Annotated in this window: 16 protein-coding genes; 3 read left to right on the top strand and 13 right to left on the bottom strand. The window is 31.9% G+C overall.

From position 1 onward, the window contains the following. Positions 1-6: 6 nt before the first annotated feature. A complete protein-coding gene (glyA, locus tag ABD011_RS11550; protein WP_129760303.1) occupies positions 7-1,278 on the bottom strand; it encodes a serine hydroxymethyltransferase in 1,272 nt (423 codons plus the stop codon). Positions 1,279-1,482: 204 nt separating this feature from the next. Here glyA and fahA point away from each other — a divergent pair, with 204 nt between their 5' ends. Both fahA and ABD011_RS11560 read left to right on the top strand, forming a co-directional pair. After that, positions 1,483-2,775, top strand: coding sequence for a fumarylacetoacetase (fahA, locus tag ABD011_RS11555; RefSeq protein ID WP_343798415.1), 1,293 nt, complete (start codon positions 1,483-1,485; stop codon positions 2,773-2,775). A 92-nt stretch (positions 2,776-2,867) separates the two neighbouring features. Next, positions 2,868-4,043, top strand: a complete 1,176-nt coding sequence (locus ABD011_RS11560; protein ID WP_343798417.1) for a hypothetical protein — start codon at positions 2,868-2,870, stop codon at positions 4,041-4,043. Between the two features lie 152 nt (positions 4,044-4,195). Here ABD011_RS11560 and ABD011_RS11565 read toward each other — a convergent pair whose 3' ends face one another. The 3 genes from ABD011_RS11565 to ABD011_RS11575 all read right to left on the bottom strand — a co-directional run bounded on the left by ABD011_RS11565 (position 4,196) and on the right by ABD011_RS11575 (position 8,352). After that, positions 4,196-6,262, bottom strand: coding sequence for an ATP-binding protein (locus ABD011_RS11565; protein ID WP_343798419.1), 2,067 nt, complete (start codon positions 6,260-6,262; stop codon positions 4,196-4,198). Positions 6,263-6,526: 264 nt separating this feature from the next. Continuing rightward, on the bottom strand, positions 6,527-7,579 hold the full coding sequence (locus ABD011_RS11570; protein WP_343798421.1) for a T9SS type A sorting domain-containing protein: 1,053 nt from the start codon (positions 7,577-7,579) through the stop codon (positions 6,527-6,529). A gap of 254 nt (positions 7,580-7,833) precedes the next feature. After that, positions 7,834-8,352, bottom strand: a complete 519-nt coding sequence (locus tag ABD011_RS11575) for a lactoylglutathione lyase family protein (RefSeq protein WP_131507077.1) — start codon at positions 8,350-8,352, stop codon at positions 7,834-7,836. A gap of 157 nt (positions 8,353-8,509) precedes the next feature. Between ABD011_RS11575 and ABD011_RS11580 the strand changes: the two genes are divergently transcribed. Beyond that, positions 8,510-8,785 (top strand): winged helix-turn-helix transcriptional regulator, encoded by a 276-nt coding sequence (locus ABD011_RS11580; RefSeq protein WP_131507233.1) that lies wholly within the window; start codon positions 8,510-8,512, stop codon positions 8,783-8,785. A gap of 78 nt (positions 8,786-8,863) precedes the next feature. Here ABD011_RS11580 and ABD011_RS11585 read toward each other — a convergent pair whose 3' ends face one another. From ABD011_RS11585 to ABD011_RS11625, 9 genes are all read right to left on the bottom strand, one after another. Beyond that, positions 8,864-9,412 carry a VOC family protein gene (locus ABD011_RS11585; RefSeq protein WP_131507079.1) on the bottom strand — a complete coding sequence of 183 codons (549 nt, stop codon included), beginning with the start codon at positions 9,410-9,412 and terminating at the stop codon, positions 8,864-8,866. A 78-nt stretch (positions 9,413-9,490) separates the two neighbouring features. Continuing rightward, positions 9,491-10,381: a tetratricopeptide repeat protein gene (locus ABD011_RS11590; RefSeq protein ID WP_343798424.1), complete on the bottom strand. Its 891-nt coding sequence runs from the start codon at positions 10,379-10,381 to the stop codon at positions 9,491-9,493. Between the two features lie 188 nt (positions 10,382-10,569). Continuing rightward, the gene (locus tag ABD011_RS11595; protein WP_343798426.1) at positions 10,570-11,142 is read right to left on the bottom strand and encodes a cupin domain-containing protein; all 573 of its coding nucleotides are present in this window, start codon (positions 11,140-11,142) and stop codon (positions 10,570-10,572) included. Positions 11,143-11,281: 139 nt separating this feature from the next. Continuing rightward, complete coding sequence (locus ABD011_RS11600; protein ID WP_262733437.1) at positions 11,282-12,082, bottom strand: sterol desaturase family protein; 801 nt, start codon at positions 12,080-12,082, stop codon at positions 11,282-11,284. 104 nt (positions 12,083-12,186) lie between these two features. Then, complete coding sequence (locus tag ABD011_RS11605) at positions 12,187-13,107, bottom strand: hypothetical protein (RefSeq protein ID WP_343798428.1); 921 nt, start codon at positions 13,105-13,107, stop codon at positions 12,187-12,189. A gap of 377 nt (positions 13,108-13,484) precedes the next feature. Then, complete coding sequence (locus ABD011_RS11610) at positions 13,485-14,519, bottom strand: serine hydrolase domain-containing protein (RefSeq protein ID WP_343798430.1); 1,035 nt, start codon at positions 14,517-14,519, stop codon at positions 13,485-13,487. Positions 14,520-14,751: 232 nt separating this feature from the next. Continuing rightward, positions 14,752-15,258 (bottom strand): hypothetical protein, encoded by a 507-nt coding sequence (locus ABD011_RS11615; RefSeq protein ID WP_343798432.1) that lies wholly within the window; start codon positions 15,256-15,258, stop codon positions 14,752-14,754. Between the two features lie 124 nt (positions 15,259-15,382). Beyond that, positions 15,383-15,841 carry a DUF1330 domain-containing protein gene (locus ABD011_RS11620; protein ID WP_343798434.1) on the bottom strand — a complete coding sequence of 153 codons (459 nt, stop codon included), beginning with the start codon at positions 15,839-15,841 and terminating at the stop codon, positions 15,383-15,385. Positions 15,842-16,059: 218 nt separating this feature from the next. Beyond that, positions 16,060-16,590: a hypothetical protein gene (locus ABD011_RS11625; protein ID WP_343798436.1), complete on the bottom strand. Its 531-nt coding sequence runs from the start codon at positions 16,588-16,590 to the stop codon at positions 16,060-16,062. Between the last annotated feature and the right edge of the window lie 247 nt (positions 16,591-16,837).

Raw genomic sequence — 16,837 nt, forward strand, 5'->3', positions numbered from 1 at the left:
ATAAATTTAAGAAAATAATGGTCGGTCTTGCATTAACGCGTTAACTTTTTCTCCAACAGCCTCTAAAGTACTTTCGTTATCATGATTTTTGATAACCTCATCAATCAATTCAACAATGTACTCCATATCAGTTTCTTTTAATCCTCTGGTAGTAATTGCTGCTGTTCCAACGCGTATTCCTGAAGTTACAAAAGGCGACTTATCATCAAAAGGCACCATGTTTTTATTAACGGTTATTTCTGCTTTTACCAAGGCTTGTTCAGCATCTTTACCAGAAACGTCTTTATTTCTTAGGTCAATAAGCATCATGTGGTTATCGGTTCCACCAGAAATAATATGGTAATCTCTATCAACAAACGCTTTTGCCATAGCTGCTGCATTTTTCTTTACTTGAAGTATGTAATGCATAAACTCGTCAGTTAAAGCTTCGCCAAAAGCAATTGCTTTAGCAGCAATAATATGCTCTAATGGTCCACCTTGATTTCCTGGAAAAACTGCCGAATCAAACAAGGACGACATTTTACGTAGGTTACCATTTTTCAATTTTAAACCAAACGGATTGTCAAAATCCTCACCCATTAAAATCATTCCTCCTCTTGGTCCTCTTAAAGTTTTATGTGTAGTTGTTGTCACCACATGGCAATGAGGAATTGGGTCGTTAAGAATACCTTTAGCAATCAAACCTGCAGGATGCGATATATCTGCCATAAGAATTGCGCCAACGCTATCAGCTATAGCTCTAAAACGCTTGAAGTCGATATCTCTAGAGTATGCCGAAGCTCCAGCAATTATAAGCTGTGGTTGTTCTTTAGTAGCTATGTCTTGTATTTTATCATAGTTTAATACTCCTGTCTCCTCTTCTACACCATAAAACACAGGATTGTATAACTTACCAGAAAAGTTTACTGGCGAACCATGAGTTAAATGTCCTCCATGAGACAAATCAAAACCTAATATTTTATCTCCTGGTTTTAAGCATGCAGCAAAAACCGCTGTATTTGCTTGACTTCCTGAGTGTGGTTGCACATTAGCATAAGCAGCACCAAATAAGGTTTTAGCTCTGTCAATAGCAATTTGCTCAACAACATCAACCACTTCGCAACCACCATAATAACGCTTTCCTGGATACCCTTCAGCATATTTATTGGTTAATACTGAGCCAGCAGCTTCCATAACCTGCTCACTAACAAAATTCTCTGAAGCAATAAGCTCCAAACCATGTAGTTGTCTTTCTTTTTCCTCTTGTATTAGGTCAAATATCTCTTGATCGCGTTGCATAATATTGGGTTTGATTAAAAAATTTATCAAAAATAATAAATACAATCTGTTAAATACACCAAAACCTATATATTTACTATTGTATTTTCAACAATTTATCAACTATATAAAACCAACCTACTTTTTATGGTTTTTATTCAAAAAGATTAAAAAATTTATGTAGGTTTGAATAGATTTTATAAAACTTATAATTAACAATAGCCTATGCCATTATCTGCAAATAATCCTGATAGAACTTCGTGGTTGCACGTTGGAAAGAATTCTGATTTTCCTATCCAAAACATCCCTTTTGGCGTTTTCCTTACTAGAGACGATATCATTACTATTGGTACTCGTATTGGAGACACTGCCATTGACTTGGGAGCATTGCACCAACTAGGTTACTTTGACGATATTCCATTAACAGATGATATTTTTCTTCAAGATACTTTAAACGATTTTATTGCTGATGGAAGAAAAACTTGGAGAGCTGTAAGAAATAGAATTGCACAAATTTTTGACAGCAACAACACCTCTTTAAAAAACAACAAAAAACATAAAGAAATTGTTCTCTTTCGTTTAGACGAAATTGAAATGCAATTACCTGTTCAAATTGGTGACTATACCGATTTTTACTCAAGCATTGAGCATGCTACCAATGTAGGAACCATGTTTCGTGATCCAGAAAACGCTTTAATGCCTAACTGGTTGCACATTCCTGTAGGGTATCATGGTAGAAGTTCTTCTATCATCCCTTCTGGTATTCCTGTGCATCGTCCACAAGGGCAAACCTTACCTGCAGGTAGTGATACTCCTGAGTTTGGACCTTCTAAGTTGGTAGACTTTGAGCTAGAAATGGCTTTTATTACTACAGATGCCAACGACCTTGGTGAACCTATCCCAATTGAAGAAGCTGAAGAATACATCTTTGGTTTGGTACTGTTTAACGATTGGTCAGCACGCGATATCCAAAAATGGGAATACGTGCCACTTGGTCCTTTTTTAGCTAAAAACTTTGCATCATCCATTTCACCATGGATTGTAACATTAGATGCGCTTGAACCTTACAGAGTAGAAAGCCCTAAGCCTTTAAAACCACAATTATCTTACTTACAGTACAAGGGTAAAAAGAGTTATGACATTAACTTAGAAGTATCTATAAAGCCTAAAACCGCTAAAGAAACCATAGTGAGCAAATCCAACTTTAAATACATGTACTGGAATATGGTACAACAGTTGGCACACCACACTATTAACGGTTGTCCTGTAAACTCTGGTGATATGATGGGAAGTGGTACCATTTCTGGTCCTACTCCTGACTCTTATGGCTCTATGCTTGAATTGACATGGAGAGGTGAAAAACCATTAAAAATGAAAGATGGTAGCGAACGAAAATTCATTAACGATTACGATACGGTTATCATGAGAGGTTATTGCGAAAAAGATGGTACTCGCATTGGCTTTGGAGAAGTTTCCACACAATTGCTGCCTGTTTTCAAACCCAAAAAAGTTAAATAATCAACCAACTAATTTTAAGTCCCTCAGCAATGAGGGTTCTTTTTTGGCATCAAAATTGAAAACACTTTTCTATAACCCTAAAATTACAGCTTATGAAACGATTATTACTCCTTTCGGTATTACTTTCAGTATTAGTTTCCTGTAGTGGAAGAAAACAAGTTGAAAAAGCCATAAATACTGGTAATTACAACCAAGCGATTTATGATGCTTTAAAAAAGCTTGAAACCAATAAAAACAGCAAACGTAAACAAGATTATGCGCTTATGCTTCAAGACGCTTACTACAAAGCTAATGAGCGCGATTTAAACAACATAAAGCATCTTAAAAAGGATAACAACCCAGAGCTGTACACTAACATTTATGAGTTGTACCTTGCGCTTAATGCACGTCAGGAAGCAGTAAAACCTGTATTGCCTTTGGTAGTTGATGGTAAAACCATAAACTTTAAGTTTAATGATTATACCAACGATATTATTGAAGCCAGAGAGTTTGCGTCAGACTATTTATATGAAAAAGGCTTAGCGCTTTTAGAAACCGAAGACAAGTACAACATTCGTGAAGCCTACAGTATCTATCAATATATTGAAAAGATTAACCCAAACTATGAAGATACTAGAGCTTTAATGCAAGAAGCGCACGAACGTGGAATCCATTATGTAATTGTAACTATACAAAACCAAACCAATCAGGTTATTCCTAAACGTTTGGAAAATGAGTTACTTAATTTTGACACCTATGGTTTAGACCAATTTTGGACAGCTTACCATGCTAATCCAAGCAATGAGATTGACTATGACTTTGCAATGCAATTACAGTTAAAGCGTATTAATATTACACCTGAAAAAATTACTGAGCGTCAATTACTACGCGAAAAGCAAATTGTTGATGGTTGGAAATACCAACTTGATAGCAATGGTAATGTGATGAAGGATAGCCTTGGTAACGATATTAAAGTAGATAAAATTGTGACAGTAAAAGCAAGACTGTTTGAAGTATTGCAACGTAAAAGCTCACAGGTAGTTGCCAATGTGGTGTATACCGATTTAAAAAGCAACACTACGCTAGATGCGTTTCCTATTGATAGTGGCTTTGTGTTTGAAAACCTGTTTGCCACCTTTAGAGGCGACAAACGTGCCTTAACACGCGAAGACCTAGACCTAGTGAACAACCGTAGAGTACCATTTCCTAGTAACGAACAAATGGTGTACGATACTGGTGAAGACCTTAAACTACAGCTAAAAAACATTATTAGCGATTTTAATAACTAAATAAAAAACTCCCAGTTTGGGAGTTTTTTGTGTTTCACTTAAAGTGCTTCAGTAACTAATATAGCAAGAACAAACCGAATAGAAAATCTGCGAGGACTTTCGTAAATTATCTAAAACTAGCAATTAATTTTATACGTTGTTACCTGTAGTTATTATTCTTCATCTTCATTTATTTCAGGTACCTCAAATATCATAGGAACATTTGATTTAAATGCCTTTCCAACTGCAATTGCTTGTCTGAATTTTAAATTCGGAAGTATTTTTACAAATTCCTGTCCCATATAATTAGAAAGGAAATCACTACTTGTTTTATCTAATTCCTGAAAAGATATTATTGAATTACATTGAGTTAGAACTGTTTTTGAAACATTAGCTGTTCTTTGAGCAATAACAAAAAATCCAATATTGTATTTTCTACCTTGTAAAGCAATTTGAGAAATTGTATTTACTGATGCTTTTGATGCAAAATCTGAAACTCCCATTGCATTTAATTCAGGAATTATTGTATGAGCTTCTTCAAGAACTACACAAACTCTTTTTCCAAAACTGTCTTTAGTTTTTGCAGTTTTAAATAATGTTAAGAAAAACCATTTTGTGTAATCTAAAACATTTGAGCTGTTAGATATGTCTGGTAATTCAAAAATTGATTCCGTTTCATCTCCTTCTAGAAATAGTTTTATTGAGTTGTAGAATTCAGTTTTTATAATCTTTTCTTGAGCCTCAATTAATTCGTGATCCCATTGATTTTGAAATTTCGCTTTTTCCTTACTTAATAACTCGATTGCATCAAATGCTTTTTTAGCACTTTCATCAGTAATTATAGCTTTTATGTCATTTATTTTATCTCTGTATTCTCCTGTTAAATCTATTATAATGACTTTAGTTGTGTCTGAAGTTATTTGTTTTATAAGATTTCTAGTGAATACTGATTTTCCAGAACCTGTTATTCCTAAAATAGCTGTATGATGAGTTATTGATGTTTCTTTATCTATAATTACGGGATAGTTAGTATTAGGAATATATCCAATCGTATATTCATTATTATTATTTTGTTGTTCTTCTATTCTTGAAGAAAGGTATATTGGTGAGTTTATTTCAGGAACCCACCCAAATTGTTCGAATCTTGATAGTCCAGTATTCCAAGTACCAAGCTGAATTGCTTCACCAATTATTAAACCCGTTTGGTTTTTTTGTTCTAACTGTTCGATTTTAGTTGTTCCTTCGACAATTTGATAAAGAATCTTTTGATTATGAATATTAACTTCTAATAGTTGACCTTCGTTAATTTTAATTTTAGAATTATAAATAAATCTAATTTTATTAATTGTACTATTTTCAGTGACAATACCTACAAATCTATTTAAGTAATCATTTTCAGGGATATTGTCGATTCTATATACAACATCTGATTTGTGATTGTCAAAAATGTTTTTATCAAATATTTTTTCTATTTCATTATTAGATAAGACTTTTACCCATTGTTGTTGGTTTAGTAGATATGTATCAAGAAGTAACCCTTTTCGTATTTTTTTATCTGTTGAATATTTAAATTCTACAAAGTCAAATATTCTAGTATTTACAATTCTTTCGGATGAATCATAAAGACGTACTAAAAATGTGTTTTTAGATTGAACACCAAAAATTTGACCCAAAGCGAGTTTGTTACTTTTATCTTTACCTATTTGAAATAAGTCTTCAATTGCTTTTGATAAAGATGGAATATTTAATGTTATAAAGATTGCCCAAAATAGTAGTAATCCGTTGAATTGATCGTTTCCAGTTCCAAATTGCTTGAATGCTCCCCAAATGAAAAAACTAGAAAACAAAGCTTCGGGTTTACCTATTTCTCTGTTAATTCTAGATATAAACCTTATTATTTTTGATTCTAAACCTAAACTTTTTTGTCTTAACCATAACAATAGATAACTACTTATAATTAGATATGTTATTACTGAAAGAAAAGTGTAAAAAATAAAATCTCTGTCAACTTCTTTAACTATTAAAAGTGAAATTCCAGCAGTAATAGCATTTACAAATATGTTTGAATCTTTAGAGAAATGAGGTTGGTCAATTAATGAAAGTAATATTAATAGAAGTAAACCAGAGGTAAACCAAAAATGGTTTAAAATAAAATCAAAGTTACCAGTTAGAAGCTTTCCTATAACTATTAAAATAAGAAATGATAAGCCTAAAAAAGAAAGTCTATATGTTTTACTCATTTTCTATTTTCGTTGTTTGGTTAATTACAGGTAACTTTATAAGATGTGGGTTGTTTTAATTATCCCTATCCAAAACACAGCAAGATACCAACTCCTAAAACAGTATACAATACGTAACGTTACGTAGTTTTCATAAAAAAACTCCCAAATTGGGAGTTTTTATGTTTCGCTTAATGGCTTTGACTATGTACGCTGCGTAAAAATCTGTAGGATTTCGCATATAAGGACAAACAAAGCCATAGTTTATATACAGTACTAGCAGTATTATTCTTTTATAAACTTTACTGCGTTTCCAGTATTAAATTTTAAAAAATATGTTCCATCAGTAAGATTTTGAACATTGATTTTTTCATTGTTAGAAATAGTTCCTCTATTTATTTCCATCCCTAAGATATTATAAATTATATAATCTTCACTTTCAGTTAAATTGGTTATTTTAATAATGTTAGCTGTTGGGTTAGGATAGACTTTAATTGCAACATTTTCTGAAGAGATATTGTCAATTGATAACGTAAGATCTGTATACTTAGAAATTTTGTTTCCGCTAAATTCAGAGATGTATAAATCATCTCCATCAAATACAAGCCCAGAAGGATTATTTAAGCCTGTTGTTATCACACTTGTTATTGTTGGGTTTGTTGCTGTGATATCAATTTTTGAAATTTTATTTCCACCAAATTCAGAGATGTATAAATCATTTCCTTTAAGAACAATACCTTCAGGATTAGCTAAACCTGTTATCACATCTGTTGCAACTGGATTTGTTGCTGTAATGTCAATTTTTGAAATTCTATTTCCACTATATTCAGCGATGTATAAATAGTTTCCATTAATAACAAGTCCATAAGGGTTATTTAAGCCTGTTATTACATCTGTTGCAACTGGATTTGTATCTGTAATGTCAATTTTTACAATTTTATTTGCATTACCTTGAGCGATGTATAAATCATCTCCATCAAATACAAGTCCAGAAGGGTTAGTCAAACCTGTTACCACTTCTGTTGCAACTGGATTTGTATCTGTAATGTCTATTTTTAAAATTTTATCTCCATGATATTCAGCAATGTACAAATCATTTCCTTTAAGACATATTCCATAAGCACTATTTACTGAAATCACATCTGTTACAACTGGATTTGTAGCTGTAATGTCAATTTTTGAAATTTTATTTCCATTATATTCAGAAATGTATAAATCATTTCCGTTAAGAATAATATTATTTGGTGTGTTTAATCCTGTTGTAACTACATCATTTAATTGTGCATTAATTTTATTAATACTCAAAATAAAAATTGCTAAAAAGTAAATTTGTTTCATAATTGGTAAATATTTGGGGTTTAAAATGTTTGCTAAAATAAAAATATGGGTCGTTTTCATTACCCATACAAATTGCTGAGCGAAATTAATATTTTTAAATTTTATACACGTAATACCGTTACGTAATTTTCATAAAAAAACTCCCAGATTAGGGAGTTTTTATAGTGTTTAAGTTTTGTAAGATTAGTTTATTTTAACTCTTTTGGCTTATTTCTTATATACTCACATTATTTTTAATACGACGTTTTATTGTTTTATTGCTTATGTGCATAAGCACCAGACGAATAGGTTAACTCGTAACTGTGTGTGTAAACTTCAAAAACAATCCCAAAAGGGTCTTCGACATAACACATTTTATACGGTTTATCGTTTGGATAGTACTCTCTAATTGGCATTCGTTGTTTTCCGCCAGCAGCTACTATTTTTTCAATTAAACCTTCAATATCAGGATCTTGAACACAAAAATGAAATAAACCAGTGTTAAACGGATTAAACTCTGGTGCTTCTTTTTTACCATGTGGAAAACTAAAGAGCTCCACTCCTATTCCATCAGATGTGGCTAAGTGAGCAATTTCAAAAGTGTCCCAATCGTTACCAAACACATCAATACACATTTGCCCAATGGCAGTATCGGTTTCTTTTTTAACTTCAGAAGGTGGCATAATGGTATACCAACCCATTACTTCAGAATAAAACTTTGCAGCTTTATGAATATCAGGTACTGTAATACCTATATGCGAAAATGATTTTGGATAATTTTTAATAGATGTCATAAACTTTATTTTTAATGGCAAAATTAATTTATATTTGCTTTATAGGCAATAACTTACCAAAAAGTAGTATAGTTACCAAAAGGAGTAAAATGCTAATTATTAATATAATAAAATTTAAATTTTGAATAAAGAACTTCACTGCCCTTTGAATTACACCATGAATTTAATAGGCACAAAATGGAAACCTTTAATATTATTTCATTTGCTAGAAGGAGGATTACGCTCAGGCGTTTTGCAAAAGAAAATTCCTGGTATCTCTAATAAAATGTTTACCCAAACTGTGAGAGAGTTAGAGCACGATGGACTTATTACAAGAAAAGTATTTCCTGTAGTGCCTCCTAAAGTTGAGTATCGATTGAGTGAAAGAGGACAATCGTTAGAAACTATTTTAAGAGGATTAGACGAATGGGGTTTAGAGGATTGTAAAAAGTAGCTACAATAAAAAAACACCCGAATTGGGTGTTTTAAGATGGGTTAGTTAAAAAGTGTCAACAAAAGATTACCCTCGTTTTTATTTTAAATTGAGTTGCCAAGACACACCAAACTGGTCTTCGACAAAACCAAATTTCTGACTGAAACCGTAGTTGTTTAATGGCATCATCACTGTTCCGTTTTCTGATAGTTTTGTGAATAATTCTTCTAGTTCACTATTATCCTTACACTCTACAAAATTAGAAACTGCTGGAGTAAATCCCCAATCGTGTATTGCAGGACTATCGCTACACATAAACTGTTTTCCGTTTAAACTAAATGTTGCATGCATTATTGTTCCTTCCTGTCCTGGAGCATCTTTTCCCCAACGTTTTACATCTTCAATTTTAGAATTATCAAACAAGGTTATGTAAAAGTTCATGGCTTGTTCGGCATCTCCTTTTTGAAAAGTTAAAAATGTAGCTATTTGGTTGGTTGTAGTTTTTATATTGTCTTTGTACAACTGCTTTATACTGTCTAGTTCAGTTTGCAACTGGCTTAACTCCTCTTGGGTTTTACTAGTTTTCTCATTGTTTGAGCAACTTAACGTTAGTGTAAATACTAAAAGTAACAGTGTAAATTTATTCATGATTACATTTTTATCTTAAGCTAAGATAGAGCGTATAAAATTAGATACAAAACACAGAGCATATAAGTGTATTAACTTTTAAAACTTTATGTTGTGTTCTTTTATAAATTTTTCAGCACTATAATCCTCTTTATAATTTAAGGCTTGTAATATTTTTTTTGCTGTTTGGATATCTTTATTAAACCCTTCAATTCCAAGATACAAATACTTAGCATAGAGAAATTGAGCATACTCTTTACTTGAAGGGTCACTGCCTTTATCATTAACTGCAGCCACTAGATAATCGTTAGCTGTTTTTTGGTCTTTAACAACATCACCTTTTCCTTCTCTGTAAATAACACTAACTGATGTAAGTGCTTGGGAGCGTAAGTGACTTTTTACTTTAACATACCACTCGACAGCTTTAGAATATTTTTGTTTGTTTTCAAAGGCATTTGCAAGTACAATTGCAGCTTCGTTATGACCTAACTGATGCGCTTTAGATAGATAATCTTGAAACTTTTGGAAATCTGGTTTAAAATTAAAATCACTATGGAACCTACTGGTCGAATCATAAAGCAACCCTAAATACCAATTAGCATCGGCATTACCTGAATTAGCAGCATATTTTACTAAACCTAAGCTTATTTCACAATCATTACATTTTTCGGTTATAGGGTTATATACTGGTATATATCTACCTTCACGCATTGCTTTATAAATAGGATAAAGCATATCAATTTCTTGCAAGGCTTTACGGTTATTATTGACACAATTTAACTTTTCCTTTTCTTTTGAAACAAATTGTAAATGAGACCATATTTCCTTAAAAGTTGTATCGTAATCTATAAGTCCTTTTTTGTTTTTTTCAAGAGTTTGATTTAATTTGGTTTGAAACCTTTGCTCACTACTACTTTGAGCAAAAAGTGAATTTTGAACACTAAATGAGCTTAGCAATATCGTTATAATAATTATTCTAATGTGTTTCATTGTTTTTATTTTAAATTACATTATTACAAGTAATTATATCTGTTTATAGTAACATCACGAAGTTAATTTTTTTTAAGCATAAAATCAATTTGTAACTGTACTAACACAAAAACACCCATTTTGGATGTTTTTTAATGTGTTTATTTTGCCTAATACCTCTCAACTATAGAGTGATAAAGGGACTAGATTTAAACAAATTTTAATTTATACTTTGCACAAATATCAGTAACCTTTTTCATGTCAGGAGGTCCACTAGGTAATTGCGATAATTCTGAAAACATATCCTCTAATCCAGCTGGAAAAATACTTAACATTGCCTTAGCTTTTTCGTCGCCTATAACTCTCCAAGAATGTGGTACACCTTTAGGGCAAAAAATTAAATCGCCAGCTTGCAGAACAGTAGTGGTATTGTCTATGCTCATTTCAACCTTACCAGACAGTACTTGAAATACTTCATCTTCGTTTTCATGAACGTGAGGCGGAATTCCTACTCCAGGGTCATTGTTTTGTTCTATTAATGTAAATTGTCCATTAGTATCTTTTCCTGTTAGCTTAATAGTTTGATTATCGCCCAAAACATTCAACGCATCACCATTATCATTAGTAACTATTTTATGCTCTAAAGAAGGCTTTTCTTTAACCTCTGAAGATTCGCTTTCAGCCTCTTTTGTCGATTCTGTTTTACAAGCATTAAGCATAGGTATCATTGAAAATGCTCCAATACCAACTGCTGTAGACTTTAAAAATTTTTTACGGTTCATACTATTATATTGATTGGTTAGTGTATCAAGACTATATATTGTCTATGCTAAGCAATTTAACACTTAAAAACCACATAGTCAACACATCACAAATCAAAACCCATAAAACACCATTAGAATATCAAGTTAAAACGCGGTTTTATTTTCTTTTAATATTTATAAATGGACTTTTCATTAAATAGAGAAAGGACTGTTTTTTTTCTTCTTCAAATTCAATTAAGCCATAGTTCATTTGTGCAGTAGGAATTAGTTTAAACGTTCCAAAAATTCGGTCCCAAATGATAAAAATATCTGCAAAGTTTGAGTCTGTATAAAATTGTTCTTGGTGGTGATGCACTCTATGATGATCTGGCATCACAAAGATTAAGCCTAGTGTGGTATTTAACCATTTGGGATAATTTAAATTTGAATGTTCTAAAAAGAAGAAAATGTAAACTATAAAATAGTAAAAAGCCAATGCTGTTACATCTAATCCAAAAATTCCTGCTGCTACAATATTACCGCCTTGGTAAATAATTGCGAGCTCAATAGGATGAAACCTAAATGTTGTTGAAGAGTCCATAGTTGTATCACTGTGGTGCACTCTATGCAATCGCCATAAAAGAGGAACTTTGTGCGACGCTCTATGTAACCAATATGTCGCAAAATCAAAAAGCATTACACTTAAAATTAGTTTTATCCAAAACGGTATATCAAATAAAAAGAGAAGTCCTATTTCATGAGCGTTAAGCCACTCAATACAATAGACTAAAATAGAAATGAAAAATAAGTTAATTGCAAAAAATACTATTTGAAAAAGAATGTTTTGTAATAAATGGGTTCCGCGTTTTTTGAAAGAAAAAGGGTTGTCTAACAGCTGTTCGAGCGTAAAGAAAAAAGCCAACAAACCGATTATTATATAGTTGGGATCAACGTTTAAAATTGCATCTAAAATTTCCATTATCATTAGGTTTTATCAGCTTATAACTAGCGTTTTTACTACATGCTACATCTTGCTTTCAATTTTAACTTTATTATATTTTAAAACCAGTTTAGAACAGTTGATTACTTATACATCCAGTTTGTTAAAATATCTGCTATTTCCTTTCCGACTTCAGCCGATAAGCGCCTTGATAATTCTGAGTCAGTCAGTAATTCAGTTTTGCTTAAATCTGTACGAATTAAAAAATCATGTAAGCGTATTAAAATATCACTACCTTTTGAATCAATTATTGACTTTGCTGCTTTATAAAGTTGCATTTGATACCACTCATAATTTTGAGGCGTGAGTTTTTGAACATATTTCTCTTCGAAATCTTTCAGAGTTTTATATTCAGCCATTCTATCACCAGACTGCAAAACAAATTCTGGATAGGTATTCATTAAGTCAAATAAAGAATTTTGTTGTTCATTTATAAATGAATACATACTCATTGTAGCAAACAGTTCTTGCAACCACTTTCTTTGCGGCTTAGTGCCTTCTTTAAAATGATAAAGGTGAGCCAACTCGTGTATTGCTAAAGTTTCTCGATAAAATAGGTCCAAATTAATAGTTTCACCATAAACTGGTTTTAATGTAGCCCAATACTGTTTAGGTAATTGAGTAATCATTTTTTCAACTTCTTGTGAAACTATTGACTTATCAAGTCCTAGTATTATATTTCCTTTTCCTGCTTGTGGCAATCCTGGTGGAGGAAAATATGCATGTTTATTCCACTTTTTATTTTCTATAAACAGAACAGCAAAATCTAATTCGGTTTGAAAAATTTTATCAAAATACAGCTTTGCGTTGTTTAAATGACTTAAAGTCTCTGTTGTAGTATTAATGGAATCATTAGAAACCAAAGTTTTAAAAGAATATTTAGTTTGCAACTCTATTAACCCATCATGAATAGAAGTGTCAATCCACGATTCTTGGGCTTGTAATTGAGTTGTTACACAACATATTAAAACTACTGTCCAAATGAATAAGATGGGTGTTCTCATGATTTCGTTTTAGATATTAAACATTAAGATTACGATTGGTTTAAACTATAAATTTATCACTACACTACTTAGATTACCGAACGAATTTAACACTTAAAAACCACAAAATCAACACATAACAATATAATACTAATAAAAAAACACCCAAGATGGGTGTTTTTCAGGTTGGTTAAAAAAAGCGTCAACGAAACATTTATAGCATAGGCTACAAATAGTATTTTAATGTCTTAAGGTTTTTAAACTATTCGATTTATACATCTACAATAGAGCAATATACATACTCTCCAAACACCAAACAATACGTAACGTTACGTAGTTGAACCAAAAAAACACCCTACTTGGGTGTTTTCACTAATTGTTTTAATGCTTATCTAACTCTATTCTGTTTTGTCTTTGCTTATTATTTTTTTAATTCTGCTGTTCACTATTTCCGATAGGTTCCAGTTGTAAAGTTTTGGATCGGTTGTACTGTAAAACTGTACTACCACAGCATCAATATCTTTATAGTATTTGGCAAAACTTTGATATCCTGGAACCCAACCAGAGTGTTCGTATTCATATATTGAACTATAAATGTCCTGTTCTCCTTCTTTAAATAGGGAACCATCGTTTAGGGCTCTTAAAAATGTACCTACATCTTTTGCAGTGGCTACCATACCACGTTCGTCCTCTTTTAAATCATAAGGATACCCAACATGATAACCACTCATTACATCATCAATATTGACTTCACTTAACGAGCCAAACGTATTGTTAAGTTTTAATGGCACTAGGATTTCCTCTTTTATAAATTGATAGTTTGGGTACCCTAAAGCATCGTCCATAATCTTATTGATTAACAAATAATTGGTGTTGCAATACTCATAGTCCTCACCTGGTTTAAAATTGGCTGGTTTATCCAATATCAACGCTAAACTTTCTTCATAGCTAGTAGCTGGATTTCCCCAAAAGTTTGGCGCATCAGTAAAATTAGGAATCCCACTTCGATGCTGAATCATTAATCGTAAAGTTATTTTATCGGCATTTTCAATTCGTCCTACAAGTTCTGGTAGGTAATCTGCAATGGTTTTGTCCAATGAAAGCCTACCATCGTTCACCAACTTAGTAACAGCAACAGCATCATACAACTTGCTAATACTAGCTATTTTAAAAAGTGCATTGGGTTTAGCTGGTATTTTAGTATCTCTATTGTGCCAACCAGAAGCAAAATACTGAGGTGGCTTGTTGGCTTGGTCTACATACACAACCATTCCATCAAAGCCATGACCTATGGCTTCGTCTAGCTGTTCTTGAACCGTATTTGGTAATGGAAGTATCCAAGCTTTTACCAAAAGCCATGGCACAAAAAACAATGAGGTTACTGTACCAACAAGTAAAATGACCCTAAGTATTATGGTTTTCTTTTTGCTCATAGTAGTATGTGTTAGTGTTAGTTATTTACACTTGCAAAAGTCTATTACTTTGGTAAGAATTAAAATTAATAATTCCTGAATTGTTAAATGGGTTTGATGAAATGTAGTAAAAGCCTAATCCTTTGTAATTTACCTATCAGGTTCACACAACCTTCTATTACGGTTTAAAAGTTACTATATTTTTTAATTTAGATTGAGTTTTTACAATTATGGTAAAAAATAGTGTTAGTCGTTATTTTTCTCGATCAAGAGTCATTTCAAAAAATTGGTTCCAGTTTTGTCCTATTTTATATTCTCCTGTTTCGTACCACTGTTCTTTCTCATTTTGCCATATAATATATCGAGTATTTTCAGTAGGATACCAATACAATTTGTTTTCAATTATTTCAGCCTTAAACTCTGCATTCAGTCCGCTTGGTAAGTATGAACGAAATACATAATTACCCTTAATTTTATCATAAGTTAAAATAGCAAGAGCATTATGGACAACCTTCCCTTTCGATAGTCCTTTTCCTTCAATAAGTACAGCTGTTGAGTCTAACTTAAACTCTATTCTTTCAGTTTGGTCAAATTCTGATTTTCCATGTCTTCCCATCATCCAACCAGTTCCTTTCCAGTTTCCTACCATAAATTGTAATTCTTTTATTTTAGCTTTAGAAATGGAGTCTGTTTCAGACGTTTGAGAAAACCCTACTATTGAGGTTAGAAAAGTTAAAGTAACTACTAGGTAAATTTTCATATTTGTTTTTTTAGTTAACATTTACTCAATAAAGATATGATTTTTAAACGATTAAAGTTCAAAATAAAAAACACCCTTGTTGGGTGTTTTGATGTGTTTTGGTTAACAGTTTTTGCAAGGTTTACTAAATGTAATTTTTTATTTCATTTGATGGTAGTAATCTAGAATCTTCCAATGCTGCTATTCGGTGTCCTGCGTTTTTAAGGTAATCCGGATTCTGAGCAAATTCCATAAACTTCAAAACAGATTCGTGTTCTACTAGCAAAATTGCATCCCATTTTTCAGATTCGGGTCCAATAAGGAAATTTAGGCTCCTTCCAAAATAGACAATTCTACTTCCCGCTTTCTCTAATTCAGGTAGAGTACTTTTTATATACAATTGATAGGCTTCTTCGCCGCTGATTTCAGTGTTAGGCTTTAATTTATCTATACCTGAATAATCAGCAGTCACCCTAAATTTCAGTAAGTTCAACATCAGAACTTTTCCTTTGTCCTTGAAATTTTTATAGAACTCTTTTCCAGCTTCAAGACTTGCATCAAGGTATTTACTCATATTTTTCTCAATTTCTAGTGACTGTTTCAAATTATCCACAAGTTAATTTTAATTATCTAAAATCAACAGTTAAGCGAAGTCAATCTTTAAAAATTAAAAAACTGTTAATAACGTTACGCAGCCCAAACCAACAAAAGCTTCAAATTAAACCTGTTATATAATCTAAAAAAAGTAAGCAATAACAAACTATTACACATTACCTTTTTTAGCAAACGTTATATATTCTTTTGATACTGCTTAATTAGGTCCTAACGCTTTTGGTCAACCATTTTCCAATAAACTTCATAAAAATCTTTCTTTTCTGGATTGTGGTGTTTTATCAATTCTCCAAAGCGGTTAGTTATTGCGATTTTTTCTTCAGTTTGTTCCGTCAAAACGTCTCTTTCTTTTTCATCTAATATCATAACAGATGCGTAAATATGTTTCCATTCCTCTAGTCCGTTTGTAAAAACTGTATATTTTTTTCCGTTTGACAAAAGGTCTATATTATTCCACATTAGTATTGGGTGATTTCTGTTACTCGGAAAAATTTCCTTATCCCATTTCCCAAATTTATCATACATCACTTTATGAGTGTAAAAAGCAGAATATACACACTCATATCTAATTTCATTAATTTCTGTAGTGTCTTTTCCATTTACAGCAACATATTTTTCATTCAAAATTTCCGTATACTTATTCTTGTAAATTTCTGGACATTTCTCTTCCCTAATTACCGTTTTAGATGAAGAACAACTAAAAAAAATAGAAAGTATGATTGTTATGTATATACCTTTCATAGACTTGGTTCTAATATTTGCTAACTCTTTAAAATATATAGATTGCTTTTATAATCTGTAGTGAGCGCTAAGCGAAGTTAACCTTTAAAAATTAAAAATCTATACGTAACGTTACGTAGTTTTTGAGCAAAAAAAAACACCCAATAAGGGTGTATTTTGATGTGTTTTGGTTAACGGTTAAGTGTATGAGAGTGTGTATTGGTAAAGACTTTTCAAGCACATGATAAGCTAAAAAATTCGGCAGGGA

It is taken from the genome of Gaetbulibacter jejuensis (genome assembly GCF_039524015.1).
Lineage (GTDB): Bacteria > Bacteroidota > Bacteroidia > Flavobacteriales > Flavobacteriaceae > Gaetbulibacter_B > Gaetbulibacter_B jejuensis.

Coding starts and splice junctions, on each gene's coding strand:
- ABD011_RS11600 (WP_262733437.1), bottom strand. CDS start 12,082: ATGGAAATTTTAGATGCAATTTTAAACGTTGATCCCAACTATATAATA.
- ABD011_RS11560 (WP_343798417.1), top strand. CDS start 2,868: ATGAAACGATTATTACTCCTTTCGGTATTACTTTCAGTATTAGTTTCC.
- ABD011_RS11575 (WP_131507077.1), bottom strand. CDS start 8,352: ATGACATCTATTAAAAATTATCCAAAATCATTTTCGCATATAGGTATT.
- glyA (WP_129760303.1), bottom strand. CDS start 1,278: ATGCAACGCGATCAAGAGATATTTGACCTAATACAAGAGGAAAAAGAA.
- ABD011_RS11625 (WP_343798436.1), bottom strand. CDS start 16,590: ATGAAAGGTATATACATAACAATCATACTTTCTATTTTTTTTAGTTGT.
- ABD011_RS11565 (WP_343798419.1), bottom strand. CDS start 6,262: ATGAGTAAAACATATAGACTTTCTTTTTTAGGCTTATCATTTCTTATT.
- ABD011_RS11610 (WP_343798430.1), bottom strand. CDS start 14,519: ATGAGCAAAAAGAAAACCATAATACTTAGGGTCATTTTACTTGTTGGT.
- ABD011_RS11615 (WP_343798432.1), bottom strand. CDS start 15,258: ATGAAAATTTACCTAGTAGTTACTTTAACTTTTCTAACCTCAATAGTA.
- fahA (WP_343798415.1), top strand. CDS start 1,483: ATGCCATTATCTGCAAATAATCCTGATAGAACTTCGTGGTTGCACGTT.
- ABD011_RS11570 (WP_343798421.1), bottom strand. CDS start 7,579: ATGAAACAAATTTACTTTTTAGCAATTTTTATTTTGAGTATTAATAAA.
- ABD011_RS11595 (WP_343798426.1), bottom strand. CDS start 11,142: ATGAACCGTAAAAAATTTTTAAAGTCTACAGCAGTTGGTATTGGAGCA.
- ABD011_RS11585 (WP_131507079.1), bottom strand. CDS start 9,412: ATGAATAAATTTACACTGTTACTTTTAGTATTTACACTAACGTTAAGT.
- ABD011_RS11580 (WP_131507233.1), top strand. CDS start 8,510: ATGAATTTAATAGGCACAAAATGGAAACCTTTAATATTATTTCATTTG.
- ABD011_RS11590 (WP_343798424.1), bottom strand. CDS start 10,381: ATGAAACACATTAGAATAATTATTATAACGATATTGCTAAGCTCATTT.
- ABD011_RS11605 (WP_343798428.1), bottom strand. CDS start 13,107: ATGAGAACACCCATCTTATTCATTTGGACAGTAGTTTTAATATGTTGT.